Origin of the sequence: Streptomyces sp. NBC_00287 (genome assembly GCF_036173105.1) — a bacterium.
In the GTDB taxonomy this organism is placed as follows: domain Bacteria; phylum Actinomycetota; class Actinomycetes; order Streptomycetales; family Streptomycetaceae; genus Streptomyces.
Genome location: NZ_CP108053.1, coordinates 1,453,424 through 1,479,912, shown reverse-complemented (window position 1 = coordinate 1,479,912; position 26,489 = coordinate 1,453,424). Strand labels below are relative to the sequence as shown.

Annotated in this window: 25 protein-coding genes and 1 pseudogene; 20 read left to right on the top strand and 6 right to left on the bottom strand. The window is 69.5% G+C overall.

Translation table 11 applies throughout. The features are described from left to right. Positions 1-181 precede the first annotated feature (181 nt). Both OHT76_RS06660 and OHT76_RS06655 read left to right on the top strand, forming a co-directional pair. The gene (locus tag OHT76_RS06660; protein WP_328869819.1) at positions 182-349 is read left to right on the top strand and encodes a hypothetical protein; all 168 of its coding nucleotides are present in this window, start codon (positions 182-184) and stop codon (positions 347-349) included. A gap of 640 nt (positions 350-989) precedes the next feature. Further along, entirely contained in the window at positions 990-1,850 is an 861-nt protein-coding gene (locus OHT76_RS06655; protein WP_328869818.1) for an SDR family oxidoreductase, read from the top strand. Between the two features lie 7 nt (positions 1,851-1,857). On the opposite strand, the gene OHT76_RS06650 is transcribed toward OHT76_RS06655, so the two are convergent. Then, positions 1,858-2,997 (bottom strand): helix-turn-helix transcriptional regulator, encoded by a 1,140-nt coding sequence (locus tag OHT76_RS06650; RefSeq protein ID WP_328869817.1) that lies wholly within the window; start codon positions 2,995-2,997, stop codon positions 1,858-1,860. A 220-nt stretch (positions 2,998-3,217) separates the two neighbouring features. On the opposite strand from OHT76_RS06650, the gene OHT76_RS06645 reads away from it, so the two are divergent. The 15 genes and pseudogenes from OHT76_RS06645 to OHT76_RS06575 all read left to right on the top strand — a co-directional run. Then, a complete protein-coding gene (locus tag OHT76_RS06645; protein ID WP_328869816.1) occupies positions 3,218-4,225 on the top strand; it encodes a methyltransferase in 1,008 nt (335 codons plus the stop codon). A 238-nt stretch (positions 4,226-4,463) separates the two neighbouring features. Continuing rightward, positions 4,464-5,672, top strand: a complete 1,209-nt coding sequence (locus tag OHT76_RS06640; RefSeq protein ID WP_328869815.1) for a beta-1,3-glucanase family protein — start codon at positions 4,464-4,466, stop codon at positions 5,670-5,672. Positions 5,673-5,772: 100 nt separating this feature from the next. Next, positions 5,773-6,189, top strand: coding sequence for a cysteine/serine endopeptidase inhibitor (locus OHT76_RS06635; RefSeq protein ID WP_328869814.1), 417 nt, complete (start codon positions 5,773-5,775; stop codon positions 6,187-6,189). Positions 6,190-6,251: 62 nt separating this feature from the next. Beyond that, positions 6,252-6,995, top strand: coding sequence for a chitinase (locus OHT76_RS06630; protein ID WP_443049909.1), 744 nt, complete (start codon positions 6,252-6,254; stop codon positions 6,993-6,995). Positions 6,996-7,030: 35 nt separating this feature from the next. Further along, positions 7,031-8,059, top strand: a complete 1,029-nt coding sequence (locus OHT76_RS06625) for a trypsin-like serine peptidase (RefSeq protein ID WP_328869812.1) — start codon at positions 7,031-7,033, stop codon at positions 8,057-8,059. A 281-nt stretch (positions 8,060-8,340) separates the two neighbouring features. Then, entirely contained in the window at positions 8,341-9,759 is a 1,419-nt protein-coding gene (locus tag OHT76_RS06620; RefSeq protein ID WP_328869811.1) for a sulfatase family protein, read from the top strand. A 161-nt stretch (positions 9,760-9,920) separates the two neighbouring features. Further along, a complete protein-coding gene (locus OHT76_RS06615; RefSeq protein ID WP_328869810.1) occupies positions 9,921-11,408 on the top strand; it encodes a sensor histidine kinase in 1,488 nt (495 codons plus the stop codon). Between the two features lie 142 nt (positions 11,409-11,550). Then, a complete protein-coding gene (locus OHT76_RS06610; RefSeq protein WP_328869809.1) occupies positions 11,551-12,438 on the top strand; it encodes an AraC family transcriptional regulator in 888 nt (295 codons plus the stop codon). Positions 12,439-12,535: 97 nt separating this feature from the next. After that, positions 12,536-12,940, top strand: coding sequence for a winged helix-turn-helix transcriptional regulator (locus OHT76_RS06605; protein WP_328869808.1), 405 nt, complete (start codon positions 12,536-12,538; stop codon positions 12,938-12,940). A gap of 49 nt (positions 12,941-12,989) precedes the next feature. Next, complete coding sequence (locus OHT76_RS06600; protein ID WP_328869807.1) at positions 12,990-13,688, top strand: response regulator transcription factor; 699 nt, start codon at positions 12,990-12,992, stop codon at positions 13,686-13,688. A gap of 88 nt (positions 13,689-13,776) precedes the next feature. After that, positions 13,777-15,045, top strand: coding sequence for an ROK family transcriptional regulator (locus OHT76_RS06595; protein ID WP_328869806.1), 1,269 nt, complete (start codon positions 13,777-13,779; stop codon positions 15,043-15,045). 66 nt (positions 15,046-15,111) lie between these two features. Next, positions 15,112-15,609 carry a CAP domain-containing protein gene (locus OHT76_RS06590; protein WP_328869805.1) on the top strand — a complete coding sequence of 166 codons (498 nt, stop codon included), beginning with the start codon at positions 15,112-15,114 and terminating at the stop codon, positions 15,607-15,609. Between the two features lie 18 nt (positions 15,610-15,627). Then, a complete protein-coding gene (locus tag OHT76_RS06585; RefSeq protein ID WP_328869804.1) occupies positions 15,628-16,458 on the top strand; it encodes a glycoside hydrolase family protein in 831 nt (276 codons plus the stop codon). A gap of 70 nt (positions 16,459-16,528) precedes the next feature. Then, positions 16,529-17,188 carry a hypothetical protein gene (locus tag OHT76_RS06580; protein ID WP_328869803.1) on the top strand — a complete coding sequence of 220 codons (660 nt, stop codon included), beginning with the start codon at positions 16,529-16,531 and terminating at the stop codon, positions 17,186-17,188. 201 nt (positions 17,189-17,389) lie between these two features. After that, a pseudogene (locus OHT76_RS06575) lies at positions 17,390-17,593 on the top strand (dihydrofolate reductase family protein); the annotation flags it as partial. Between the two features lie 112 nt (positions 17,594-17,705). Here the strand turns inward: OHT76_RS06575 and OHT76_RS06570 are convergent. Continuing rightward, positions 17,706-20,273: an ABC transporter permease gene (locus OHT76_RS06570; protein WP_328869802.1), complete on the bottom strand. Its 2,568-nt coding sequence runs from the start codon at positions 20,271-20,273 to the stop codon at positions 17,706-17,708. A 4-nt stretch (positions 20,274-20,277) separates the two neighbouring features. Then, positions 20,278-21,096, bottom strand: coding sequence for an ABC transporter ATP-binding protein (locus OHT76_RS06565; RefSeq protein ID WP_328869801.1), 819 nt, complete (start codon positions 21,094-21,096; stop codon positions 20,278-20,280). 132 nt (positions 21,097-21,228) lie between these two features. On the opposite strand from OHT76_RS06565, the gene OHT76_RS06560 reads away from it, so the two are divergent. Beyond that, positions 21,229-21,456: an antitoxin gene (locus OHT76_RS06560; RefSeq protein WP_186282588.1), complete on the top strand. Its 228-nt coding sequence runs from the start codon at positions 21,229-21,231 to the stop codon at positions 21,454-21,456. 4 nt (positions 21,457-21,460) lie between these two features. Next, positions 21,461-21,835 (top strand): fic family toxin-antitoxin system, toxin component, encoded by a 375-nt coding sequence (locus OHT76_RS06555; RefSeq protein ID WP_328869800.1) that lies wholly within the window; start codon positions 21,461-21,463, stop codon positions 21,833-21,835. On the opposite strand, the gene OHT76_RS06550 is transcribed toward OHT76_RS06555, so the two are convergent. Continuing rightward, positions 21,836-22,522 carry a class I SAM-dependent methyltransferase gene (locus OHT76_RS06550; RefSeq protein WP_328869799.1) on the bottom strand — a complete coding sequence of 229 codons (687 nt, stop codon included), beginning with the start codon at positions 22,520-22,522 and terminating at the stop codon, positions 21,836-21,838. 91 nt (positions 22,523-22,613) lie between these two features. Continuing rightward, entirely contained in the window at positions 22,614-23,300 is a 687-nt protein-coding gene (locus OHT76_RS06545; protein WP_328869798.1) for an esterase/lipase family protein, read from the bottom strand. 170 nt (positions 23,301-23,470) lie between these two features. On the opposite strand from OHT76_RS06545, the gene OHT76_RS06540 reads away from it, so the two are divergent. After that, the gene (locus OHT76_RS06540; RefSeq protein WP_328876464.1) at positions 23,471-25,774 is read left to right on the top strand and encodes a helix-turn-helix transcriptional regulator; all 2,304 of its coding nucleotides are present in this window, start codon (positions 23,471-23,473) and stop codon (positions 25,772-25,774) included. A 4-nt stretch (positions 25,775-25,778) separates the two neighbouring features. On the opposite strand, the gene bioD is transcribed toward OHT76_RS06540, so the two are convergent. Further along, a complete protein-coding gene (gene bioD / locus OHT76_RS06535) occupies positions 25,779-26,489 on the bottom strand; it encodes a dethiobiotin synthase (protein WP_328869797.1) in 711 nt (236 codons plus the stop codon).

Here is a 26,489-nt window from a genome sequence, read left to right as displayed (position 1 = left end):
CCGGCCTCGTGGAGAGCCCAGAGACGTACGGTGCGGTCGCTGCCCGCGGCTGCGAAGAGCGGCGCGGTTCCGGCTTCGCCGGTTGCCGCCAGCGCGAGGACAGGATTGTCGGGTCCCGCCAGGGCAGCGATCCGGTGTGCCCGCGCAGCACATCGAGAGAACGCCGGGAGCCGACGTCCCAATGGCGGATCTCGCCGTCGTCGTCCCCGGAGACCAGGCCAGGACCGCCAGTGTGACCGGCCTGCAGGGGCTCGTGGACGAGCCGCCCGGACCACAGCTTCCGCAGCTGTACAACACCGTCCTCGGCCGCGCTGATCAGAACCGGGGACTCCGTTCCGATGTGCCGTGACAACGGCGGTCACCGGCTGGAGATGACCGGGCAGCGGCTCGGTCTGCCGGTCACCGGACGGCGTGGACGCCGAAGCCAGGCTCCAGCATCGGACCGTACGGTCCCGGCTGGCAGTGACTGCGCAAGATGAAGCTCCCGGCCGGGTGCGTCCGGTGGTCCGTCCAGGTCAACGGACACTCACCGTGCCCGCCTCGTCCACGATGACCACGAGGGGACCGGTGGCGGACGGTACGACGGAGATTGACACGACCGGGCTGCCCGCACCGCCGCGGACCGGCGCGAGCGACGGACCAGTGACTTCCGCGTCCCAAAGACAGACGCTGCCGTCGAGAGCGGACGCGCGGCGCTCACCGCGATGTTCGCGGCGCGGAACTCTCGGTTACCCGTCCGCCACCGCCCTGCGGACGCTTGGTCTTTCTGGCGGCGCCAGCCGTCGAATCCTGGTTGGCGTCGGCCTGTCCGGCGACCGGTTTCCGTGCCGGTGAGACGGCGGTTAAACACCCGGCATCTCCCTGAACTGCTTACTCTCTTTTGGGGAGTCGACTAACTAGAAAGTGGTCACTTCCCAATGGGGAGTTGCTTCTGTGTACTGCTGGCGGGGCGCTCGAGGCCTCCCAGACCTACGTACCAGGAGTGAGACATGTCGATCGCCGTTACCGGAGCGACCGGGCAGCTTGGCCGGCTCGTTGTGGAGGAGTTGCTGCGGCGCGGAGTGGCGTCGCGGGACATCGTCGCCACCGGGCGGAACACCGACCGGCTGGCCGATCTGGCCGAGCGGGGCGTTCACGTGCGGCGGGCCGACTTCGCCGATTCCGGGAGTCTCGTCCAGGCCTTCCAGGGGGTGCGGAAGGTGCTGATCGTGTCGACGACGACCGTGGGTGAGCGGTACGACAACCATGTGCGGGCCATCGACGCCGCCGAGGACGCCGGTGCCGAACTCGTCGTCTACACCAGCACGCTCAACGCCCGCACCGCCGGCATGATGCTCGCCGACGCTCATGCGAAGACCGAGCAGTATCTGCGCGACAGCGGCGTTCCCTTCGTCGTCCTGCGCAACGGCTGGTACCTGGAGAACTACACGTCTCAGTTCCCGCTCTACCTGGAGACCGGCGTCGTGCCGGGCAGCGCCGGCGGCGGCCGGGTCAGCGCCGCCTCCCGGCGTGACTACGCGGAGGCCGCGGCGGCCGTTCTCACCGGCGAGGGGCACGCGGGGGCCGTGTACGAGCTGGGCGGGGAAAACGCCTTCACGCTCGCCGAGTTGGCTTCCGCGCTGTCCGACGCCTCGGGCAGGCAGGTCATCTACAGCGACCTTCCTGCAGAGCAGTACCGTGCCGCGCTGCTCGACGCCGGGCTGCCCGCCGAACTCGCCGAAGTCCTCGCCGACTCCGACCTCGGGCTCAAGCGCGGCGAGTTGTTCACCAGCCGTGGGGATCTGCGTCGGTTGATCGGTCGGCCTCCGACCGGTCTCGCCGATGTGCTCACTGGCGCGATCGAGTCCTGACTCGGCGTCAGCCCGGGTCCGGCAGGTAGTGCTGCCCGAGCAGGCGGGCCACCAGCTGGCCACGGCTGCGGACACCGACCTTGGAGAAGATCGACTTCAGATGGTCCTGAACAGTGTTGACGGAGATGTGCAGTTGGGTGGCGATGGCACTCGACGGGGTTCCGGCGATCACCCGCTGGAGCACCTGTCGCTCGCGTCGGGTCAGCTCGTGAACGAGCATCAGGACCTCGGCGATGTCGGAGGCGGGGGCGGCCTCGATGACGACGGCGGTGCCCTTGTCCGGCGTGAGGGCGCCCTCGACCCGTGAGCCGTGCACCGTCAGCCACCGTCCGGACCGGGTCCGTATCCGGGCGTACGCCTCCGGAATCCGGGGGACGGGCGGGCCCGTCGGTTCGGTTGTGTGGGGGTCTGTGTGGTCCGGTTCACCCACGCGGGCCTGGGCTCTCGCCGCCACCTGGTGGATGGCGTACGGCAGTTCGCTGCCGTGCCGGGGCAGGGAGGGCGTCAGCTCGTCCAGCCATCGGCGGGCGGTGTCATTGATGGTCAGGGTCTCGTTGCGCGGGCCGAGGATCAGGACGCCCGGCCCCGACCTGTCGGCCGTGATGCCGACACCGGCGCCCGGACGGTAGGCCGTTCGCCGCAGCCCCGCGGCCAGCGGTCCGGACACCGCGCTCAGCAGGGCTGCCTCGGCGGAAGAGAAGTCGGGCTGGTCGCCGTTGCGGAACAGTGCGATCGCGCCCCAGCACTGCCCGTCGGTGACGCAGGCAGCGCGGACTTCGTGACGGGCGTCGAACGTCGGCAGAACGGTGCGCAGACGGCGACTGGCCTGCCGTAGCTCGCCCGGTGCCCGGCTCAGGATGCCGACGCCTGCCCCGGACCTGGCCAGCGTCACGAACTTGTGCACGTCGTCGACCATGTACTCGTTGTGCGCGGCGAGCGCGTAGACGTGCGGCGGGACGCCAAAGGAGACGTCGTCGGTGATGAGCAGCGTCCACGGGTCGATCGTGCCGAAGCAGGCCGCGTCCCAGTACACGAGGCGGGACAGCCGGGCGGCGACCCGGCGGCGCAGCTGACGCGAATCGGCCTCCTGCGAGCAGATCGCCTCGACATCGCGGACCGCTTCGCGCTGGGCGGTGGACAGCCTCATCCGGCAGCTCCCCTTCCTCGGCACCCCGGCCCGGTGATGCTACCGGGCGGTGAAGATCCCAGAAATTGGGGATACACGCCAGTGCCTTCCCCTCCGTAGCGTTCTTGCGGCCCGCGTCGGGCGCACCACGAATTCACGTATTCACATGGAAGAACCGCGGTTTATCGCTGTGCGGAGGCTCTCGCCCTCCGCCGAACAGGAAGACAAGGAACACATCCTCATGTCCACCGAAGAAGTGCCAAAGCCTGTGCAGATGCTCCAGTTGCTCGCGGGCTTCCAGATATCGCAGGCGCTGTATGTCGTGGCCAAACAGGGCCTGTCCACCGCCCTCGCGGACGGCCCGCTCACCCTGGAGGAGCTCGCTTCCGCGACGGGCACGAACGCCGATGTGCTCCGGCGTATCGTCCGTGCGCTCGCGCCGCTCGGGGTCTTCCGGACCGATGACAATCTGGTCGAGGTCACCGATCTCGGCGCGACCCTCGCCGACGGAGAGCCCGGCTCGGTCCGTGACCTGGCGCTGTTCTGGATGGAAACCCACTACGCGCCCTTCGGCGCACTCCTGCACACGGCCTTGACCGGTGAGAACGCCGCCGGCCACTACTACGGTGAGCCGTTCTTCGACTGGATCTCCAGGTTCCCGGCCCAGGTCGAGACGCAGAACCGGGCCATGGCCGGTGTCACCAAGGGCCTGCGAGCCGGGATGTTCGATGACTATTCGCTGCCGGAAGGCGGTGTCGTCGCCGACGTCGGAGGGGCTGACGGGGCCATGATCTGCCAGTTCCTGGCCGGTGAACCGGACCGGCGGGGCATCGTCTTCGACCGGCCCGAGGTGGTGCCCGCGGCGCGGAAGGTGCTGGCCGAACACGGGCTCGCGGACAGGGTGGACGTCGTCGCCGGGGACTTCTTCGAGTCCGTGCCCCAGGCGGACGTGTACGTGCTGTCCTACATCCTCCACGACTGGGACGACGGGTCCTGTCTGCGGATCCTGCGGACGGTCAAGGCGGCGGCCGCTCGTGGCGCGCGTGTCGTGCTCGTCGAGTCCGTGATCCCACCCGGCGACGCCCCGCACCCCGCCAAGTTCGTCGACCTGACCATGCTGGCCATGCTGACCGGACGGGAGCGCACCGCCGAGGAGTACGAGGCGCTGCTGGACGCGGCCGGATTCACCCTGGATCGAATCGTCGCCACCCCAACGCCGTTCTCGTTCATCGAGGCGACCCTGCGCTGAATCCGGTCCACCCCTTTCAAACGCATTTCCCTGGGCTGTGCCTGCCCGAAGTTTCGCCGAAAACGTCGGGCAGGCACAGCCCATTTTTTCGTTCGCGGTCCCCGCAACAACTGTCCCTCCCGCAGCAACTTTTGATGACCGTCGCGCGTCACCGCTGGCTAGGTTTGATCGCGTTCACGCAAGGAGTGTTCGAGAAAGGAAACGGACATGTCCCATGGAAAAGAAGGGGAATTCTCGCATGGTGCCGCTTGATTCACCGGTGTTCTCCCGCCGCAGGGCGCTCACCTCGCTGGCCGGTGCCGCCGTGGCCGGCGCCGCGCTCGCCGCGGGCGCGCGTCCGGCCCTCGCCGCGGACGAGGACGGCCCGGCCGCCCTCCGGGAGGATCGCGCCGGCGGCCTGCCTCTGGTCATCCACAACAACAGCGGTGAGTTCGCCAACCGCAACATCCACCTCTACATAGTGGGCAGCCGGGGCGACCGTCAGGTCCGGGTCACACCCCGCGGCACGGTTGAGCCGGTCAAGGTCTCCGACAACAAGGACAACGGCTTCACCGACTACGCCATACCGCTCGACGCCCGCGGCACCACGCGGATCCGGCTGCCGCAGATGTCCGGCCGGATCTATGTCTCCCTGGGCGGCAAGCTCAAGCTGAAGGTCGTCCAGGACGGGGCCGGGCGGCCCGCGCTCCAGCACCCGGCGGGCTGGGTGGAGTCCGACCCCAACTTCCCCGTGCTGCACGACTTCGTGGAGTTCACGCACAACGCGTCCGGCATGTTCTGCAACACCACGACGGTCGACATGTTCAGCGTGCCGCTGATGATCCGGCTGTCCGGGAACCGGGACCAGACCACCGGCAGGATGCGGCAGGGCGGCCGGGCCAGGATCTTCCGGGCCATGGAGAACACCCCCGGCTTCGGCAGGCTGGCCGTCGGCGAACGGCGGGTCATCGCGCCGAGTCACGGACTCGACGCGGGCCGGTTCGGCAAGCACTACTTCGACCCGTACATCGACAAGGTCTGGCGGGCCTACCGGCAGCAGCCGCTCCATGTCCGTACCACCGAGGGCGCGTTCACCGGCCGGGTCGACAACGGCAGGCTCACCTTCCACGGCCCCGCGACAGTCTCCATCGCCAAGCCGTCCACGCGTGACGTGCTGTTCTGCGACGGCGCGCTCGCCGCCCCCAACGACGGGGTTCGCGGTCCCGTCGCCGCGATCGTGGGTGCCGCATTCAACCGCTCCACGCTGCTCAGCCATCCCAAGCAGCCCACCACCCGCGCGGCGACCTTCTACAAGCCGGAGATCACCAACCACTACGCGCGGGCCATCCACGCCCAGATGGGCAACGGCAAGGCATACGGCTTCGCCTTCGACGACGTCGCCGACTGGGCGCCGTACATCGAGGACCGCCGGCCGCAGACCATGCACCTGACGCTGACCCCGTTCTGACGGGCAGGTACGGCCGCTCTCCTTTTCGATCCCTTCCGATTTCGGATCCCTTCCGATCCATTCCGGTCTCTTCCTTTCCTCCGACGAAAGGTGATCAGTCATGCCCGTTTCCCGTCGTACGCAGTCGGTCCTCGCCATGACCATGGCGGCGGCCGTTCTCGGTGTCGCCCAGGCGTCGTCCGCCTCCGCCGTCCCGATCGGCAAGGTTCGCCAGGGCAAGGCGACCTACTACAACGACGCCGGCACCGGCGCCTGCGGAAAGCCGCTCGACGCCTCGACCCAGATGCTCGTGGCGGTCTCACCGAAGTACTGGAAGGCCGCCAACCCCAACCACGACCCGCTCTGCAAGGTCAAGGTCCGGCTGACCTTCCGCGGCAAGACCATCACCGTCCCGGTCCGGGACAAGTGCATGGAATGCGGTCCCAAGCACATCGACCTCAGCCAGCCGGCATTCGCGAAGCTGGCCGCTCCCTCCAAGGGCGTTATTCACAAGGTCAAGTGGAAGTTCGTCCGTTGACCCGCCGATTCATTCCGTCGGTCAAGAATCCATTCAATCGAGGAGTTTCCACCATGCCGAAGATGCGTACCGCTCACGCCCTTCTGACCGCCGTGCTGCTGGCGACGACCGGGGCCGGCCTCACCGCGGCGACCGCTTCCGCCACGCCTGCCGCGCCCGCCGAACTTGCCGCGCCCGCCGCCCAGGGCGACTTCGTCGTCAGCAAGGCGGAGTACAACAAGATGTTCCCCAACCACAAGGCCTTCTACAACTACGAGGCCCTGGTCAAGGCGATGAAGAAGTACCCGGCCTTCGCGGACAAGGGCAACGCCAAGACCAAGAAGCGTGAGGCGGCCGCCTTCCTCGCCAACGTCCACCACGAGACGGGCGGCGGGCGCTACATCGTCGAGCAGAACAAGGCCAATTGGCCGTCGTACTGCGACCCCGGGCTGCCGTTCGGATGCCCGGCGGGGCAGTCCGCGTACCACGGTCGGGGGCCGATCCAGCTGAGCACGAACGGCAACTACAAGGCCGCAGGTGACGCGCTCGGCGTCGACCTGCTCCACAAGCCGGGGCTGGTGCAGAAGAACCCCGTCCTGGCGTGGAAGACGGGGCTGTGGTTCTGGATGACCCAGACCGGCGCGGGCTCCATGATTCCGCACAAGGCCATGGTCCAAGGCAAGGGCTTCGGTCAGACGATCCGCAGCATCAACGGCGCCATCGAGTGCAACGGCGGCAACCCGGCCCAGGTGCAGAGCCGGGTGAACACGTACAAGAAGTTCGCCAAGATCCTCGACGTCAAGCCGGGCAACAACCTCAGCTGCTGACCCGTTGACCCCCCACCTTCTTCGGAGCCGAATCCATGAGACGTGCCGCACTGCTGGTCAGTGCCCTCAGCCTCGCCGCCCTGGGCGCCACCGTCGCGCCGGCGCAGGCGGGGCCCGCACCCGCCGACACCGAGACCCGCGCCACCGCCTTCTCCGACCAGGAGCAGGACACCGCCCTGGAGTTCTGGACCGACGCACGGCTGAAAGCCGCCAAGGAGATGACCGCGCCCGCCGCCGCCCCCGAGGCTCCGGCCGTCACGTCGTCCGTGACAGATGACGACGGCGGGCCGCAACTGTCCGTCCCGCCGGTGGTCTTCCCGGCCGCGGAGACCACCGCGTCCGCCGCCGACGAGACGCCGGTGTCCACGCTCGCTTCCGAGCCGAAGCCCTGGAAGCGGGGCGGGCTGATCAGCAGGACCGCGGGCAAGGTGTTCTTCGAGAACGCCGCCGGCGGCGTGTTCGCCTGCTCGGCCACCGTCGCCAACAGCAAGAACAAGTCGGTCGTCCTCACCGCCGGGCACTGTGTGGTGGACGCCCGCACCGGCGAGGTCTACCGCAAGTGGATCTTCATCCCGGGCTACCACAAGGGCAAGCGCCCGCATGGCACCTTCACCGCGAAGAAGCTCTTCCACCTGAAGTCGTACGTGTCCAGCCAGGGCAACGCCAACTGGGACGTCGCGTTCGCCACCTTGCGGGGGCGCGACGGCCGCCCGCTGGCCAAGATCGTGGGTGGCGCGCAGGGCATCAAGTTCAACGCGCCGAACGGGCGTTACGTCCATTCCTTCGGCTACGGCAGTTCGCGCGCCGAGGGCAACGGCGAGCGGCTGAACCACTGCCAGGGCAAGGAACACCGCGACCTCGGGCGCCCCGGCTCCACGATGTGGGGCATCGACTGCGTGCAGACCGGCGGATCCAGCGGCGGTGCCTTCCTCGCCGAGTTCAAGGCCGACAAGGATGTCGGTGTGCTGGTCGGCAACATCGCCGTCGGCACGGAGGTCAGCGAGTACCACCCGCGTCTCGGTGACCGCGCCCGCAAGCTCTACAAGGCCGCGAGCAGGGCCTGATCCCCGCCCGGGGGCGGCGTTCCCCTCCCTTCCCCGCCTCTGGGCTCCCCGGAACACCGGGCGCCGTCACGGGTTTTCGTGCCGGCGCCCGGTGTTCGTGTTTTTGCATGCCGGATCAATTGGCCGCAGAGCCGGAATAAATCCCCCAGCAATTATGGGTGTTGACCGGCGCGGAATCCGGCTGCCACGCTTTCGATATGATTCGTACTCGTCAATTGCTGGCCCTGATAGTCGGCGGAGCGGCACTGGCTCTGGCGGCTCCGAGTGGAATGGCCGGGGCAATGAACAGTCCCGCCGTCACCACACAGCCGGTCGCGGCCGCGGCGGAAAAGCCGAACATTGTCTTCGTCCTCACCGACGACATGTCCTCGAACCTCCTGCCGTACATGCCGGAGGTCCGGAAACTCCAGCGGCAGGGCACGACGTTCAGCGACTTCGTGGTCAGCAACTCGCTCTGCTGCCCGTCCCGGGCGTCCATCTTCACCGGCCGGTACCCGCACAACACCGGCGTCCTCAGCAACGAGGGTCCGAACGGCGGGTTCGGCGCCTTCCACCGCGGCGGGGAGGAGCGGGACACCTTCGCCACGGCCCTTCAGGCCAAGGGCTACCGCACCGCCATGATGGGCAAGTACCTGAACGGCTACAGCCCCACCGACACCGTCGCGGGCCAGAAGCCGTACGTACCGCCGGGCTGGAACCAGTGGGACGTCGTCGGCGGCGGCTACCAGGGCTACGACTACAAGCTCGCCCACAACCACAGGATCGAGTCGTACGGCGACCGGCCCAAGGACTATCTGACCGACGTGCTGAGCGAGAAGGGCACGGAGTTCGTCAGGAAGTCCGCGGCGGCGAACAAGCCGTTCCTGCTGGAGATCGCGCTCTTCACGCCGCACGGCCCCTCCACGCCGGCGCGCCGCCACGAGAACGCCTTCCCCGGCCTCGATGCCCCGCGCAGCCCCGCGTTCGACAAGCTGCCGACCAACGCCCCGCCGTGGCTGGCTGGGCAGGACCGGCTGACTCAGCGCGAGAAGAACACGATCGACCGGAAGTTCCGCAAGCGCGCCCAGGCGCTCCAGTCGGTCGACGAGATGATCGGGAAGCTGCGCAACACCCTGACCAGGGCCGGCGTCGCCGACAACACCTACATCGTCTTCGGCGCCGACAACGGCTTCCACCTGGGCGAGTACCGCCTCAAGGCGGGCAAGCAGACCGCCTTCGACACCGACGTCCGGGTACCGCTGGTGATCGCAGGACCCGGTGTCACGGCAGGCCGGACGAGCGACGCCCAGGTGTCGAACATCGACCTCGCGCCCACCTTCCAGCGGATCGGCGGCGCCCCGGTGTCGTCCCGGGTGGACGGGCACAGCCTGCTTCCACTCCTGGACGGCGGCTCCGACGCCAACTGGCGCACGACCAACCTGATCGAGCACCGCCACGCCGCCTCCTCGCCGGGCGACCCCGACAACAACGGCGGGGAGAGCATCAGCCCGCCGAACTACCACGCCCTGCGCACCAACTCCTACACCTACGTCGAGTACGGCAGCGGGGCGAAGGAGTACTACGACCTCCGCACCGACCCCTACCAGCTGCACAACACCGTGAGGCAGCTCAGCGGCGCCCGGTTGGAGAACCTGCACGACACCTTGACGCGGCTCAAGAACTGCCGCGGCGACGGCTGTTGGAGCGCCGGAAACCCGTAGATCCTTTTTCCGTAGACGCCCCCGCCGCGTAGTGTTGGCGGGGGCCGTCCGCACGCACTGGACGGGCCAGGACCGGCGGAGTGCGGGTGACGAGTGCTGATGGTCGACGGAGGATTCGTCCTGCGTACGGATGCCGGCGAGCGGACGACCGGTGGCGGCCGGTGAGGCTCTCCACCCGGCTCGCCTTCACCGTCGGCGGTGGCGTACCCGTGCTGATCGTGGCCTGCGGATGGCTGCTGCTGAGCCTGATCACCGATGACCTCCGCCGGCAGCAGGACGCCCAACTGCAGGCCCGTGCCACCGTCGTGGCCAAGAACACCAAGAACTACCTGGACGCGGCCGGGACCGACCAGCCGGTCCTCGAGGAGGTCCGTCGGCAGCGGCTCATCAAGTCCACCAGCGGCATGGGCGTATGGGTCACCGGACCCACGGGCACACTGCGAGCCGGCCCTCAACTCCCGCCCGAGCAGCTGCCGTACAGTGCCCCGAAACCGCTGCAGGTCACCTTCGAAGGCCGGGACTGGCTGGTCCTGTCGCTGCCCGTCGCGATCGACCGGACGAGGGACCGGCCCAACCTCTGGCTGTTCTCACCGGACACCGTCGAGGAGGAGCTGGCGCTGGTGCGCCGACGTGTCTACGCCGGGGCCGCGCTGGCCCTGCCACTGGCGGGAGCGGCGGCCTGGGCCATCGCCAACCGGGCGGTGCTGCCGCTGCGGCGGCTGCAACGGCGTACCAGCGGTCTCGACCCGCGCACCAGCTCCGCCCGGCTGGAGCACCGTCCCACCCGCATCGCCGAGGTCGACGACCTCGCGCTCACCCTGCAGACCGTGCTCAACCGCTACGACGAGCAGGTGGCACGTACCGGGGAGGCTTTGGCCACGGCCCGGTCGTTCGCGGCGGCGGCCTCCCACGAGCTGCGCTCGCCACTGACGAGCATCCGCGCCAACCTGGATGTCCTGGCAGGCCCGTTCGAGCTCGACCCGGCGGAACGGGCGGAGGTGCTGGCCGAGTTGGTGGCCGAGCAGGAGAGGCTGGTCGGCCTGCTCACGATGCTGCGCACTCTGGCGCAGGGCGATCTGGTCGAGGCGGAGGCGTTCGCGCCGCTGGACCTGGGGGAGTTGGTGCACTCCTGTGTCGCCGGACTGCGCCGCGCCCACCCCGCGACCGAGGTGTCCGTACGGGCGGCGTCGGGACTGATCGTGCACGGCTGGGCGGAGGGGCTGCGCTCGGCGGTGGACAACCTGCTGACCAACTCCAGGGTGCACGGCAGGGTCGGCGAACGTGCCGCCACCATCGCGGTGACCCTGCGGCAGTCCGACCGGCCGGACGAGCGGATCGCCGTACTCACCGTGGACGACGACGGCCCCGGCATCCCGCCCGAACGCCGGGAGAAGATCTTCGAGCGGTTCTGGCACGGTCCGGACAGCCCCGGCTCCGGGCTTGGCCTCACCCTCGTCGCCCAGCAGATCACCCTGCACCAGGGGCAGGTCACGATGTCGGACCGCCCGGACGGACAGCGCGGCACCCGCTGTGAGGTGCGGCTGCCGCTGACCGGCGTGCGGGAGTTCGAGCACACACTGCCGTTGCTGCGCCGCGACTGGCTGAGCGGCACGGCGGAGGCGTCCGGAATAAATCCCGCCCGCGGCTGATTCCTGCTGGCTCGAATTCCTGCGCTGAATTAATCCCGCCTGGCGTCGATTATTCCCGTAGGGATTCCTTGAGAACGGCATCTTCTCCTTGTCATGGTTCCGGAGAGAACTGTCGGACCCGAGGATGAGAGGAAAGCCGACGTTGAACGGAACCACCGCGGTGGCCCACACGATGTGGCGTGCTCTGCACGTGTGGAAGCGGACGCTGGGCAAGGGCGTGCACACGCTTCCGGTGCCGCCGTCGACGGGAATCGGGCTGAGTGTGCACGTGAGCGGCATCCTCGCCGTCCACGGAGGCCGCGGGGACACGCGTGAGACGATCCTGCTGCCGGAGGACGTCTGCGTCACTCCCGCGGAACCGAACCGACCGCTGGTCGTGTCCCCGAGAGGGGACAGGCCCGCCGTGATCGCGTCCCTCGCCATTCCCGAAGCCATGGTGCGCAGGCTCTTCGGAGAGGAATTCCGGATGGGGGACCGGATGGGGGAGCGCCAGTCCTCGCACCCTTGTCCGGCTGTCACCTCCGACCCTGTGCTCGCCGAAATGGTGAAGGCGGTGGTGGCCGCCAGTGAACTCGGCGCCGACGACGTGTACGCGGACTCGGCGGCGCGTTTCATCCTCGCCCATCTCCGCATTCCGCGGTCGCGTGCCGCCGCCCCGAAGGAGCCGGCGGGCGGTCTCACCCAGCAGCAACTGGAGACCATCACCTCGTACATGAGAGCCAACTTCGCGCACCCCATCACGCTGGACGATCTCGCCGCCCTGGTCTCTTTCAGCCGCTTCCACTTCCTGCGCTGCTTCAAGAACGCCACGGGCGTCACGCCCTACCGGTATCTCACCGAGCTGAGGATCGCGTCGGCGCGAACGCACCTGGAGAACGGCACCGAGACCATCGCGGCCATAGGCCAGCGCTGCGGTTTCTCGGGCTCCGAGCACTTCTCCCGGAGCTTCCGCCGGGTCATGGGCTGCACACCGTCGCAGTACCGCACGATGCGGCCCGAGTCGCGCGCGACCGGGCACTCTCCGGCGTAGAGTGCCCATCGCTCTGGAGAGTTGCCTCCCCTGGATACGCTTACCGCGGCAGCGGGACGCGCACGCGACGAGAGGTGAGGGCATGACGGGTGCGGGTATGACGAACGAATCGCGTACCGACTGGGACCCGTACGCCGGCGGCTGTCCGTCCCGCGATGTCCTGCACCGCATCGGCGACAAGTGGACCGTGCTCGTCCTCGGGGAGCTGGCGGAATCCGGTGCCAAGCGCTACACCGCTCTGCGCAGGAAGCTGGAGGGTGTGAGCGAGAAGATGCTCACGCAGACACTCCGCGCGCTGGAGCGGGACGGTCTGGTCCGCCGGACCATCCACCCGGAGATCCCGCCCCGCGTCGAGTACGAGATCACCGAACTGGGCGCCACTCTGCGCGAGCCGCTGGTGGCGTTGAAGAACTGGTCGATCAGTCATATGAGGGACGTCATGGAGGCGCGGGCGGCCTACGACAGCCGCGGCGATACGGCGTCCGGCCGGTCGGCGGGCTGAGTGGCGAGCGGCCTCGGACCAACGGGCAACGCCTTGAAAGGAGCGACGCATGGCCGCCAGGGCCGGACGAGTTCTCGTGGCCGACGACGACGTGAGCACGCGGCGTTCGCTGGAACGCGGACTCCGGCTGGGGGGCTTCGAGGTCACGCTTGCCGATGACGGCCGTTCCGCGATGGAGTCGATGAACAGACTCCGTCCGGACATCTTGGTCCTCGACGTCTGCATGCCCGACCTGAGCGGCATCGACGTGTGCCGGACACTGCGCGAGAACGGGGACGACGTGCCCGTTCTCATGCTCTCCGGACTGGACGAAGTGGCCGACAGGATCGCCGGGTTGGAGGCCGGCGGCGACGACTACCTGGTCAAGCCCTTCGCACTCCAGGAACTGACGCTGCGCCTGCACGCCCTCCTGCGGCGCCGCCCTCCCACCGCGACGGACCGGGTCCGGGTCGGCGGCCTGGTCGTGGAACCATCCGCCCGCCAGGCATGGCTGGACGGACAGCTCCTGCACCTGACGCCCCGCGAGTTCCACCTCCTGGAGATGCTGGCGCGCAACGCGGGCCTGGTCCTGACCCGCGGCCAGCTGCTCGAACACGTCTGGGGCTACGACGCCCGCGTCCGTACGGACGCCGTGGACACGTTCGTCAGCTATCTGAGGCGAAAGACGGAGGCGGACGGGCGTCCCCGCATCCTGCACACCGTGCGCGGTGTCGGATTCGTGCTGCGCGTGGACAACGGCGCGGCCTGAACGGTCACGATCACAAAGATTCCACAAGAACGGTCCCTACTTTCCTCGTTGCGGCAGGCCGGGTCTGCCGCAAGGAAGGGGGACAGAAGTGCCGAACGCTACACACAACACCACATGGGCACGGGGACAGTACGGGGACCAGATGCTGCGCCTGCTGCGCCAGTTCGGCCCGCTGACACGGAGCGAGCTGGGGGAGCTGTCAGGACTGTCGCGCACCACGCTGTACGAGGTCGTCAGCAGGCTCGTGGACAGTGGCCAGGTGATCGCCGCGGTGCCGGACAGCACTCCGCGCAGGCGGGGGCGCCCGGCGGAGAAGCTGGCTGTGAACCCGGACGCCGGCCGGGTGCTCGGGATCGACTTCGGGCGGCGGGCTGTTCGCGTGGTCGCGGTGGCGGGGGACCACGCCGACTCGCGGCGCGACCACTTGGGGCACCATCACCTGGAGCGCCATGACCTGGACCACCACGGCCTGGAGCGCCACGGCTTGGGGCACGACGCCATCAGTACGGCGACTGAAGCGCATTCCCCCACGGCCCCCTGGCCGGACCGTATCGCCCTCGCACGTAGGCTCGCCGACACCCTGACCGGTGGACGTCTGCGACTCGACGCCCTGAACGGTGTGGGAGTCGCGGTGACGGGCCCGGCAGCCGACTCGCCCGCCGCGCTCGACCAGCGGACCCTGGCGGTGATGATGGGTCGCAGCTTCGGCACCCGGGTGCGGCTCGACAACGCCGTACGGCTCGCGGCCCTCGCCGAGACGGTCTGGGGTGCGGCCCAGGGACAGCGAGACGTGCTCTACCTGGAACTCTCCAACCCTGTCGGTGGGGCACTGGTGAGCGGTGGCGCGCTGCATCGTGGCGCACACGGCCGGTCGGGGGAGTTCGGGCACATCACCGCCGAGCCCGGAGGCGCGCCATGCCCCTGCGGTGGCCAGGGCTGTCTGCAGACCGTCGCCTCGACCTCGGCCATGCTGAACGCGTACCGACCCGGGGCGGACTTACCGGACTTGATGGCCGCGTTGGGTTCCGGAGATCCGGCCGCCCATGCGGTGCTACGCCGGGCGGGCACCCACGTGGGAAGGGTGCTGGCCGGTCTGGTCAACGCGCTTGAACCCGGCATCGTCGTCGTGGGCGGTGAACTCGTCACGGCCGGTCCGACCCTGATGGAGTCGGTGCGGCGTGAACTGCTGGCGAACGTTGTGCGGTGTGGCTCGCGGCCCTCACTGCTCGTCCGTCCCGCGGAGTTGGGCGACCACGCCGCCGCCCTCGGGGCCGCGTCACTCCTGCGGCAGCCCGGCAGGGCTCCTTCACATTCCGTCGGAAGCGAATTAAAAGCCGGTAGAACCGGATTAAATTGACCGCATTCCATCTGGAATGGAAGGCTCAAGTGAGTCGAAAACTCCGACCAGTTGGGAACGGAAAGAATGCGCATATCCAGGTACCTTGCCACGGCATTGACGGTCACCGCGGCCACCACCGCTTTCTCGGCCACCTCCGCCACCTCCGCATCGGCGGCACCGTCCCCCGAATCGCTGCGAGCCGGCGTGCTCAAGCTGACGAACGCCGAACGGGTCAAGGCCGGTTGCCCCAAGCTGAAGAACAACTCCGCGCTCGCCAAGGCCGCCCAGCGGCACTCCGCCGACATGGCCAGGCACAACTTCGTCGGCCACGACGGCTCCAACGGCAGCACGATGGTGACCAGGGCCAGGGCGGCGGGCTACACCGGCTTCAGTTCGCTCGCGGAGAACGTCGCCGCGGGTCAGAAGAGCGCCGCCGCGGTCGTCAAGGGCTGGATGAAGTCCCCGGGGCATCGGGCCAACATTCTCAACTGCTCGCTCAAGCACCTGGGCGTCGGTTACGTGAAGAAGTCCGGTACCACGCACGGGACTTACTGGACGCAGGACTTCGGCGCAAAGTTCTGACACGGGAGCGTGGAAGCCATGCGGAAGCTGCGCTTACTCGTGGTGCTGCTGGCCGTCCTGACCATGCTCGCCTCCACCGGGAGCAACCAGGCCGACGCGAGCGCATCCGCCGCCGCGGTGAAGAAGAAGGGCATCAGCGCCTGGAAATTCAACGGGGTCACCGGGGCAATGGCCGACGCGAAGGTCGGCTGGTTCTACACCTGGGCCTCGGACAAGCAGAAGATCAAGCCCCCGCCGGGCGTCGAATTCGTGCCCATGATCTGGGGCCGCGACTTCGTGACCGACGCCCATCTCAAACGGGCCAAGGCACAGGGCAAGAACCTGCTCGGATTCAACGAACCGGACCGGGCGGACCAGGCGAAGATGTCCGTGAAGGAGGCGCTCGACCTGTGGCCCCGGCTGCAGTCGACCGGAATGCGCCTCGGAGCGCCCGCGGTGGCCACCGGCGGTGATCTGGCCGGCGGCTGGCTCGACCGCTTCATGAAAGGCGCCGCCGCCCGCGGCTACCGGGTCGACTTCATTCCCCTGCATTGGTACGGCTCGGACTTCAACGCCCAAGCTGCGACCGGTCACTTGAAGAATTACCTCCGTGCCGTGCACCAGCGCTACAAGAAGCCCATCTGGCTCACGGAGTACGCGCTGATCGACTTCTCCACCGGCACGCCGAAGTATCCGACCAAGGCGCGGCAGGCCGCTTTCGTGAAGAAGTCGACCGCCATGCTGGAAAAACTGCCGTACGTCAAGCGGTATGCGTGGTTCACGCTCTCCACGCAGCGCGGTCATGGCACCGGCCTCTACAACGGCGCGAGGGCCAACCGCGTGGGTGCCGCCTACCGCGCTGCGCGGTAAGAGATTCCCCTTCAACGAGATTCCCCCTTCTTTTCATTCCCCTCTCTTCTCTTCTCAGGAAGGACGCGAAATGCGCGATCGTCAGCCCACGGGGCGTGTCCTGGCGGTAATGGCCGCCACTGCCTCTCTCGCCGTGACGGCGGGCGTCGGCTCGTTGGCCCACGCCGACACCGGGTCTTCGGCGGCGGCGGAGATCCCCTGCGCCAAGTACCTCCAGAAGAAGCACACTTATCGGACGGACCCCGCGGGCCCCTCCTGGCAGACCTACAAGACGGACAAGCTGGGCAGGCCCGCCAGCGCCGCCATCCGGGTCGGGGCTGTGGATCGGGACCCGAAGCCCGGCCGGTGCGAGACCATCGTGGGTGAGTGGGGCGGTCCCGGGCACGTTGGCGCGCGGATGATTCCGGCCGGCGTCAGAGGTGCGGCGCACCGCGCCAATGTCGTGCCGGTCACCAAGTCGGCCGACAGGATCCTGAAGACCGTGGAGAGCAAGACGCTGCGGTGCAACGCGAGCTACAAGATCGTCAACCTCGGTGTCGCCGCCTACTACAAGAAGAACGACAACGGGGTTGTTCCGTCCAGGTTCAGCCTCTTGCTCGAGGTGAAGAACCGCTCCATCGAGTTCGGCAGGAACTCGTTCCTGGCGTTCGACAACAAGGAGTACACCAAGGCCGGCGAGCGCAAGCTACTGGACTCCCTGGCCGACCAGGTGAAGTCGATGGGCTGCTAGCACGGCGGCCGTAGTCACACGGCCGGCCTCCCAGGGAGGCCGGCCCCGCCATCGCGGTGTGGTGCGGTGGGGCGCTCCGTGAGGAGACGCCGGAGATGCGATCGGCAGGATCCCGCGAGCCCGCGATGAGTTCTGCGGCGTCCGGCGCCGTACTGTCGAACCCGTTACCGAGGAGGACTTCTGATGCGCAGCGTGACCTGGCTCGAGTGGGCCGCGCTCTGGAAGCCGCTCCCCAAGGTGGTGTTCTCCACCACGCTGTCGGCGGTGCAGGGCAATGCCCGCCTGGTATCCGGCGGCCTGGCGGAGGAGATCGAGCGGTTGCGGGCCGAGCCGGGGGAGGGCGATATCGCGATTGGCGGCGCGACTCTCGCCGCCGAGGCGGCCGCGTCGGGTCTGATCGACGAGTAACGGGTCATGGTCTACCCGGGAACTCGTCGAGACCCGCACCTTCAGCTCGCGAGTCGTCTACCTCCGTGGCTTCCTGGAATTCCGGAATTCCGGAATCCGGAACCGGGGCTCACTCGTGCGCGATGGCCGCCAGCACATTCATCCGCGAGGCGCGCAGCGCGGGCAGCAGGGCCGCCACGATGCCCACCACCGCCGAGCCGATCACCACCGCGACGATGGTGCCCCAGGGGATCGCCAGCGCGTTCATGCCCTGCAAGGCCAGCACCTGCTGGGTGCACACCCCCCACACCAGTCCGAGCGCGAGCCCCAGCACCGCCCCGAACACCGCGATCACCACCGACTCCAGCCGGATCATCCGGCGCAGTTGGACCCGGGAGAGGCCGATCGCCCGCAGCAGTCCGATCTCCCGGGTCCGCTCCACGACCGACAGGGCAAGGGTGTTGACCACACCGAGCACCGCGATGACGATCGCCAGCCCGAGCAGCGCGTACACCAGGTACAGCAGGACGGCGATCTGGTCGCGCACCAACTGCTTGTAGTCGGCCAGGTCCCGGACCTGCACCTGCGGATACGGATCGAGCGTCTTCTCCAGGTTCGCGCGCAGCTCGTCGGCGCTCGTGCCGGAGCCCGCGTTGACGTACACCGCGGACTCCTGGCCGCCCGGTGCGTACCGCTCCAGCGTGGCCAGGCCGAAGTACATGCCGCCCTGGGTGCCGAAACCGTCGGCGGAGTCCTGGTCGGTCAGCGCCGCCACCGTCAGTTCGCCGGTGCGCCCGCCCTGGAACTCGATCGGGATGGTGCTGCCGACGCGCACACCGTGGTCCTGCGCGAACTCGCGGTCCATGGCCATGCGACCGTCGGCCAGCGCGGCGGCCGTATCGCCTTGCGCGTAGGTGATGTTGGCGACTTCGTCGAGCGGCGGATCGTAGCCCGCGGCGGTCGTCTCGACACGGTCGCCGTCGGGGAGTCGTGCCGCGATCGGCGCGAGCTGGGAGCGCACGACGAGACCGACGCCCTCGGTGTCGCGCACCTTCTCGGTGATCTCCCGCGGGAAGGGCACGAAATTCGTGTTCTGTACGACGAAGTCGGCGCCCAGTGTTTTGTCGATCTGTTCGTCGAACGACTTGGTCATGGACGCACTCGCCACCGACATCCCGCCGACCAGCGCGAGCCCCACCATCAGCGCGGCCGCGGTGGCGCCCGTACGGCGTGGATTGCGCAGGGCGTTGCGCTGGCTCATCCGGCCGATCGAGCCGAACAGGGCCGGGAACGCCCCGCCCAGGACCCGGATCACGGGCCGGACCAGCAGCGGCCCCGCGATGACGGTCGCGATGAGGGTCAGAAGCACGCCGAGGCCGAGCAGGGAAGCGGCCGACGACGTCTCGGAGGCGGTGGCGCATCCCACGAGCGCCGCCGCGCCGAGTGCCCCGACGAGCGTGCCCACCACCGCGCGCACCCGCAGCGGCCGGCCCACCCCGGCGATCTCGGCGTCCGCCAGCGCCGCCATCGGGGAGACGGCCGCAGCACGGCGGGCCGGGAGGTAGGCCGCGACGAAGGTGACGCCGAGGCCGACGACGTACGCCGAAACCGGTGTCGCCCAGCCGATCACCATGTCCGCCGAGCGGATGTTCATGCCGAGCAGGCCCATCAGCTCTATCAGCCCGATGGCGAGACCGATGCCGGTGGCCAGGCCCAGCGAGGCGCCGACCAGGCCCAGCAGAAATGCCTCGGTGAGGACCGAGCGCCGCACCTGGCGCCGGTCGGCGCCGAGCGCGCGCAGCAGGCCCAGCTCGCGGGTGCGCTGGGCGATCAGCATCGAGAAGGTGTTGACGATCAGGAACACCCCGACCAGCACGGCGACCCCGGCGAAGCCGAGCATCACGTACTTGATGATGTCGAGGAATCCGCCGAGCTGTTCGACGTCCGACTCGGCCTGTTCGTCGGCCGTGCGGAAGTCGTAGGTGTCCGCGCCGAGCGCGGCGGCCACCCGCTGCTTGAGCTGGGGGTCGCTGACGCCCTCCGCCGCGTCGACGGAGATGCTGGTGGCGGAGTCCGCGTCGCCCAGCAGCCTGGTCTGCGCGGTCGGGGTGTCGAAGAAGATCAGCGCGGCACCGGGGTTGGTGGTGGTGAAGGTGGCGATGCCGACGACCTCGACCTCGAACGAGCCGGGGGCGGCGATGATCGTGAGCGTGTCGCCGATGCCCACGTCCTTGTTGTCGGCGGTGTCCGCGTCGATCAGCACCTGGTCCGGACCCTCGGGGGCGTGACCGGAGGTCAGCTCGACCGGACTGCGCTCGGTGGGGTTCCAGTTGGTGCCGATGGTGGGGGCGCCGGTGGTGGGGCCGACGGATTCGTTGTCCTCGTCGGCGACGGTGATGCCCTCCACATCGACATCGAGACGTACGGTCTCGGCGCCCTCGACCTTGGCTGCGCGGTCCACCAGCGAGGCCGGCAGGGTGGGCGTGAATCCGGAGGGCAGCGCCTCGTCGAGGTTCTCCTTCGGGCTGACCGTGACATCGGCCGCCGTCGAGGCGAAGAGCCGGTCGAAGGTACGGCTGACCGTGTCCGAGAAGATCAGGCTGCCCGCGACGAACGCGACGGACAGGATCACCGCGAGGGCGGAGAGCAGCAGCCGTCCCTTGTGGGCGAGGAAGCTGCGCAGGGTCGCCTTCAGCACCGGGTCAGTCCTCCTCGGCGACACCGTCGGCGGCGCCGCGGATCACATCGAACCGTTTCATGCGTTCCAGCACCGCTTCTGCCGTAGGACTGGCCATCTCGTCGACGATCCGTCCGTCCCCGAGGAAGAGCACCAGGTCGGAGTGGGCGGCGGCGCCGGGGTCGTGGGTGACCATGACGACGGTCTGCCCGAGTTGGTCCACGGCGTCGCGCAGAAAGCCGAGCACCTCGAGACCGGCCCGCGAGTCCAGGTTGCCGGTGGGCTCGTCGGCGAAGATCAGCTCGGGGCGGGAGGCGAGGGCGCGGGCGCAGGCGACGCGCTGCTGCTGGCCGCCGGAGAGCTGGGCGGGCCGGTGCTTGAGGCGGTCCCGCAGACCGAGTGTGTCGATGACCTGGTCCAGCCACTTCTCGTCGGGCTTCTTGCCGGCGATGTCCATGGGCAGCGTGATGTTCTCGGCGGCATTCAGGGTCGGGATGAGGTTGAACGACTGGAACATGAACCCGATCCGGTCCCGGCGCAGCCGCGTCAGCTCGCGTTCCCGCAGGCCCGTGATCTCGGTGTCCCCGAGCCACACCTGACCGGCAGAGACATTGTCGAGCCCGGCGAGACAGTGCATCAGCGTGGATTTCCCGGACCCCGAGGGGCCCATGACCGCGGTGAAGCGGCCGCGCGCGATGTCCACGTCCACCGCGTCCAGAGCCAGCACCGTAGTCTCGCCCGAGCCGTACGCCTTGGTCAGACCGCGAGCCCGGGCCGCGATCCCGTCGGCCGAGTCGTGCACCGCAGCAGGTGTGGACAAGGCTGCCTCCTCGATCCTGGACATCGCGACTTCCTTGTCAGGGCCGAGCGTAGTGTGACCAGGTGCACACCGGACATCCTTCTGGGGTCCTGGTCGACCTCCACCCCAGGAATGACCCTCTTGCTTCTGCTAGCGTCTCGGCGCTAGCTTCGATACATGGCGAAGACTCAGCTGAATGTCCGTGTGGACGAGGGAACCGCCCGCGCGGCCCGCGAACGTGCCCTCGCGCGCGGGATGAGCGTCAACCGCTACATCGAGGAACTGGTCCGACAGGACACCGGCGAGGTCGGGCACACCTTCGTGGAGGCCGCGGCCGATTTCATGAAGCAGTACGAGTCCGTGTTCGCCGAGGAGTTCGGCGCCGAGCGCGAAGGCCGTCGTTGATCCCTTGAGCAATCTCAGGATCGACCTCGCCTGGCTGCTGATGCTCGCCGAACAGAACACCCCCGGTGACCCGCAGGTCACCGACTGGGGCGCGCTGATCGCCGCCGTCGCCCGCCACGAGGCCGAGATATTCGACGTCCCCGTCTACGACACCCCGTACGCCCGCGCCGCCGCCCTGCTGCAACTGCTCATCCACGTCCCGGCGTTGGAGCGGTCCAACGCGCTGTTCGCCTCCGCCGTGGCGTACGCCTATCTGGTGGCCGGCGGCCTGAAGGTCGTCACCTCGCCGGTGCAGGTCCGCGACCTGGCCCGGCTGGTCAAGAGCGGCGAGGCCACGGTGCAGGACATCGCGGACGAGCTGCGGCAGTGGTGCGAGTGATCAGTCCTTGGTCGCGGGCCGCCACGCCGTGCCCAGTACGCAGTACGACGTCGGCAGCGTCGGTCCCTTCTCCGGGATCATGATCCGCCGGTAGGGGCCGAGTTCGAACCCGGCGGCGCGCAAGGACTCGACCGGCTCCCGGCCGACATGGCAGCCGCCGCTCACCAGCGGCCACACCGTCCGGTCCAGGGCCTGCTGGGTGAAGGTCATCACGCGTCCGCCGCCCCGGCCGTGCTCGAAGAACCGCACGACACCGCCGGGCCGCAGCACCCGCCGGATCTCCGACAGCGCGCGCGGCACATCGCGGACGCTGCACAGCACCAGCGACACCACCGCCGCGTCGAACGCCTCGCTCTTGACCGGCAGGGCCTCCGCCGCGCCGGGCACCACATCGACCGGTACCTCGGAGCGCACGGCCGCCTCGACGGCCAACTGCCGCAGCACCCGCTCCGGCTCGATCGCCACGACCTCCGAGACGGTGCCCGGATAGTGGGCGAAGTTCAGACCGTTGCCCGCGCCGATCTCGATCACCCGTCCGGACAGACCGGCGAGCATGCGGTCCCGCAGGACGCCGATGCCCAGCTTCGTCTCGGCGTTCACACTGAAACGGGCGTAGTAACGGGCGAACAGCGGATGGTGCACGGCATCCCGCGGCACCTTGCGTGTGCCGACGGACCGAAGCGGCATGGGGACCTCCCGGGCAGGACGGGGCCGTACCCCGATTGTCCCCCCGACCGCCCCCGCGCACCCCCGCTGTGCGCCCCCTGAGGCCTTCGGATCAGGCGATGAAGTCGCGCACCTGTTCGTAGACGCCGTAGTCGTTGTTCATGTCGGTGTGCGAGATGCAGCCGACCTCGACGTTCGTCGCGTCGCTCAGGATCGCGGTGGTGTCCGGGGTGAGCGCGTCGTCGCAGTTCGACCAGTAGCTGGCGTACGAGACGCTGCCCGGGGTCTCGTCGCCGGAGTTCAGCGCGGTGAGGAAGGAGCTGCCGGTGTACATCTCCGCGCACGAGGTGTACAGCCACGAGCACCACGAGGCGGTGGTCGTGCCGTGGTTGGTGCCGGCGGTCGAGACGAAGTCGTCGACGTACGCCGTCCCGCCGAGGTTCTTGAGGTAGTAGCGGGAGCTGAGCGCGCCCATGGAGTGGACGACCAGATCCACCTTCGCGGCCCCGGTCTGCGCGCGCACGGTGTTGATGTAGCTCGCGAGCTGGTTGGCGGTGGTGACGTTCGACTGGGACCAGCTGTACGACCACGCGTACAGCTCGGAGGAGGTGTAGCCGTCCGCCTTGAAGTCGGCGATCCAGTCGTCCCAGCTGCTCGACGAGCTGCTCAGACCGTGCACGAAGACGACCGGGTTGTGGGTCGCCGCCTGGGCGGGTGTGGGGGAGAGCGAGAGAGCCAGAAGGAGCGATGCGGCCGCGGCCGAGACGGCCGTGGCGATGCGACGCGCGGTGCGCTGCATGGGTGCCTCCTGAGGCATGTGGGGTCGCCTGGAGTGTCGGGCAGGGTCTACGCGCGCCGCATCGGTGAAATCGCCGGTCTTTACTCGTCAATTAACTCGCCAGTAACGTCATTTGTGTGGTGACCCCGGTGAACCCCCCGCCTCTCGACCGCACTTCGACACCGCAGCTCATGGACGCGTGGCAGCACCTGGCCCCGACCCTCCCCGAGCGCGTCCGAGTGCGGGTGCTGCGTTCCGTGTACGGCGATCCGCGCGCCGCCGCCGAGGTCGTACCGAGACTGACGGCGCGGCAGGCGGCAGGCCTCGACCCGCTCCCCACGGAACCCGCCGAACTGGCGCCCGCGTTCCTCTACGCGCATCGAGCGGAGATCCGCGCCCTGCCCGACGACACCCGCCTGTTGTTGCTGCTGGCGGCGGCCGACCAGTATCCGGTCGCCACCCACGCCTTCCTGCGCGCCGTCACGGCCGCCCGCCTCGACACCCGCCCGCTGGAAGCCGCCGAGGCGGCCGGTGTCGCGTATGCCGGGGCGGCCGGGGTCGTCTTCCGGGACACGTGGACCCGGATCGCCGCCTACGAGACGGGGAGCCCGGCGGACCGGCGCGATGTGCACCGGCTGCTGGCCCGGGTGCTGCACGGCGACGGGGAGACGCCCCGGCGTTCCTGGCACCGGGGCGCGGGCGCGCTCGGGCCGAGCGGGCGGCTGGCGGCGGAGCTCGGCGAGGCGGCACGGACGGCGGAACAAACGGGCCGCCTCACGCTGGCACGGGCGCTGGCCGAACGCGCCGCGATGCTCTGCCCCGAGCCGCCGGAGCAGACAGCCCTGTTGGCCCGAGCGGCCGAATATGCCTGGCAGTCGGGGGACGGCGACCGGGCACGCCACCTGACGACGGCCACGGCCGACGCTTCCCTGACCGGAGTGCTGGCTCTCAGGACAGGGGATGCGGCGGATGCCTTCGACACACTGCTGGGGGAGGCGGGGCGCGCGGCCGATGTCTCGCTGACCGGCGATCTGGTTCTGAGAGCAGGGGATGCGGCGGATGCCTGCGATGTTCTGCCGGGGGAAGGCAGGCGCGCGGCCGATGTCTCGCTGACCGGCGTCCTGGCGCTGAGAGCAGGGAACGCCACGCATGCCTTCGATGCCCTGCTGGGCGAGGCCGGACGTGAGCAGGGCGGGCGCGCCACGCATCTCCTCGCCCGGGCCACCGAAGCCGCCATCTACACCGGCGATCTGCGTCGACTGCGGGAGGCCGCCCGAGTTGCCGAGCGGCTCGGCGTCGCCGTGCCCGGCACGCTCGGCGGGTTGGTGGCGGCCTTCGAGGGCCGGTACGCCGATGCGCGCGACCTGTTGGAGGCGGCGGCCGGACGCTGCGGTCCCGGCGGCGACCCCACGCTGCTCATCCACGGCGGTATCGCCGCCCTGCTCCTCGGCGACCACACCCGCGCTGTCGGCGCCACGGTCCGTGCCGCCGATTCCGCGCGCGCCCGGGGCACGACGGTCGCCGTGACACAGGCGATGGAGTTCCGGGCGTACGCGGACTTCTGGACCGGCCGCCCCCGCGCCGGCGAGGCCGCCGCGACCGACGCCCTGTGGCAGGCCCACGCCACCGGCCAGGACAACGGCGCCTGCCATCTCCAGGCCGCCCTCGCCATGTTCGCGGCGCTCACCGGCGATACGGACGTCTGCCGTGAACGCGCCGCCACGGCACGGTCGTACGCCCTCACCCATGGCCTGGGCCTGCCCGCGGCCCTCGCTCAGTGGGCGCTCGCCTTCCTGGACCTGGGCAGTGGCCGGTTCGCCGCGGCGGCGGCCCGGCTGCGGGCGCTGGCCGGATTCGGCCCCGGCCACGGCCATCGGGCGATCCGCCACCTGGCCACCCCGCACTATGTCGAGGCCGCCGTACGGACCGGTGACACCAGGATCGCCCGGGTGGCCCACGCCGACTACGACCACTGGGCCACCGTCGTGGGCAGCGCCGACGACCTTGCCCTGAGCGCCCGTTGCCGCGCCCTGCTCGCGCCCGGCGCCGAGGCCGTCGAGCACTACCGCACCGCACTCGCCCTGCACGGACGAGGCACCCGCGACTTCGAACGCGCCCGCACGGAGCTGCTGTTCGGCGGCGCGCTACGGCGACTGCGCCGCCGTACGGAAGCCAGGGACCGTCTGCACAGCGCCCTGGAGGCGTTCGAGCACTTCGGCGCCCCCCACTGCGCCGCCCGGGCCCGCGCCGAACTCCGCGCCCTCGGCGCCCCCGCGGAACCCGCGCCCACCGGCCCCGACGACCCCACCGCCCGACTCACCGCGCAACAGCTCCTGGTGGCCACGATGGCCGCCGAGGGCGCCACGAACCGTGAGATCGCGGGACGGCTCGCCCTGAGCCCCCGGACGATCGACCACCATCTGCGTGGTGTGTTCACGCGGTTGGGCATCCGGTCGAGGATCGAGCTGGTGCGTCTGCTCGCCGAGAAGGCCTGACGCCTCAGACGCGGTCCCGGAAGGCCACGCCGTCCCACGTCCCGCCCAGCTCGGCAGCCAGCCAACTCGGCGCCGCCGCACGGAAGTCCGCCGGTGCCAGCGCCCCGGACCCGGCCGGCAGCGCCCCCAGCAGCGGTGCCCCGGCCACCTCCGGCAGATCCGCCACATTGCAACGCGAGGCCAGATCAGGCGCGTCGGGCCAGCTGCCGATCACCACACCCCGCAAGTCGAGTCTGCGGGAACGGAGTTCACGGGCCGTCAGTTCCGTGGAGTTCAGCGTGCCCAGCGCCGCCGGGGCCACCACCAACACCGGCGCCGCCAGCAGTTCGGCCGCGTCCGCGAGCGTGCCGCCCTCGTCGTCGAAGCGGACGAGCAGGCCGCCCGCCCCCTCCACCAGCACCAGATCGTGCTCGGTTGCCAGCTTCGCGGCGGCCTCGGCGATCTCGTGCGGGCGCACCGGAGGCAGGCCCGCCCGGCGCGCCGCCGTCGCCGGGGCCAACGGCTCGGGATAGCGGGCGAGTTCGGCGGTCGTCACACCACCGGCGAGCCGCGCGCACTCGTCGGCGTCCCCGCGCTCGTCCGGCCGTAGCCCCGTCTGCGCGGCCTTGAGCACGGCCACCGTGCGCCCGGAGGCGAGGGCCGTGGCGGCGACAGCGGCGGTCGTGATCGTCTTGCCGATCTCCGTGCCGGTGCCCGTGATCACCAGAACCGTCAT

Excerpts from the sequence above, each read along its gene's own strand:
- OHT76_RS06645 (WP_328869816.1), top strand. The coding sequence starts at position 3,218 with ATGTCCACCGAAGAAGTGCCAAAGCCTGTGCAGATGCTCCAGTTGCTC.
- OHT76_RS06660 (WP_328869819.1), top strand. The coding sequence starts at position 182 with ATGGCGGATCTCGCCGTCGTCGTCCCCGGAGACCAGGCCAGGACCGCC.
- OHT76_RS06600 (WP_328869807.1), top strand. The coding sequence starts at position 12,990 with ATGGCCGCCAGGGCCGGACGAGTTCTCGTGGCCGACGACGACGTGAGC.
- OHT76_RS06560 (WP_186282588.1), top strand. The coding sequence starts at position 21,229 with ATGGCGAAGACTCAGCTGAATGTCCGTGTGGACGAGGGAACCGCCCGC.
- OHT76_RS06635 (WP_328869814.1), top strand. The coding sequence starts at position 5,773 with ATGCCCGTTTCCCGTCGTACGCAGTCGGTCCTCGCCATGACCATGGCG.
- OHT76_RS06605 (WP_328869808.1), top strand. The coding sequence starts at position 12,536 with ATGACGAACGAATCGCGTACCGACTGGGACCCGTACGCCGGCGGCTGT.
- OHT76_RS06625 (WP_328869812.1), top strand. The coding sequence starts at position 7,031 with ATGAGACGTGCCGCACTGCTGGTCAGTGCCCTCAGCCTCGCCGCCCTG.
- OHT76_RS06585 (WP_328869804.1), top strand. The coding sequence starts at position 15,628 with ATGCGGAAGCTGCGCTTACTCGTGGTGCTGCTGGCCGTCCTGACCATG.
- OHT76_RS06540 (WP_328876464.1), top strand. The coding sequence starts at position 23,471 with ATGGACGCGTGGCAGCACCTGGCCCCGACCCTCCCCGAGCGCGTCCGA.
- OHT76_RS06640 (WP_328869815.1), top strand. The coding sequence starts at position 4,464 with ATGGTGCCGCTTGATTCACCGGTGTTCTCCCGCCGCAGGGCGCTCACC.
- OHT76_RS06655 (WP_328869818.1), top strand. The coding sequence starts at position 990 with ATGTCGATCGCCGTTACCGGAGCGACCGGGCAGCTTGGCCGGCTCGTT.
- bioD (WP_328869797.1), bottom strand. The coding sequence starts at position 26,489 with ATGACGGTTCTGGTGATCACGGGCACCGGCACGGAGATCGGCAAGACG.
- OHT76_RS06550 (WP_328869799.1), bottom strand. The coding sequence starts at position 22,522 with ATGCCGCTTCGGTCCGTCGGCACACGCAAGGTGCCGCGGGATGCCGTG.
- OHT76_RS06565 (WP_328869801.1), bottom strand. The coding sequence starts at position 21,096 with ATGTCCAGGATCGAGGAGGCAGCCTTGTCCACACCTGCTGCGGTGCAC.
- OHT76_RS06630 (WP_443049909.1), top strand. The coding sequence starts at position 6,252 with ATGCGTACCGCTCACGCCCTTCTGACCGCCGTGCTGCTGGCGACGACC.
- OHT76_RS06580 (WP_328869803.1), top strand. The coding sequence starts at position 16,529 with ATGCGCGATCGTCAGCCCACGGGGCGTGTCCTGGCGGTAATGGCCGCC.
- OHT76_RS06545 (WP_328869798.1), bottom strand. The coding sequence starts at position 23,300 with ATGCAGCGCACCGCGCGTCGCATCGCCACGGCCGTCTCGGCCGCGGCC.
- OHT76_RS06620 (WP_328869811.1), top strand. The coding sequence starts at position 8,341 with ATGAACAGTCCCGCCGTCACCACACAGCCGGTCGCGGCCGCGGCGGAA.
- OHT76_RS06650 (WP_328869817.1), bottom strand. The coding sequence starts at position 2,997 with ATGAGGCTGTCCACCGCCCAGCGCGAAGCGGTCCGCGATGTCGAGGCG.
- OHT76_RS06590 (WP_328869805.1), top strand. The coding sequence starts at position 15,112 with ATGCGCATATCCAGGTACCTTGCCACGGCATTGACGGTCACCGCGGCC.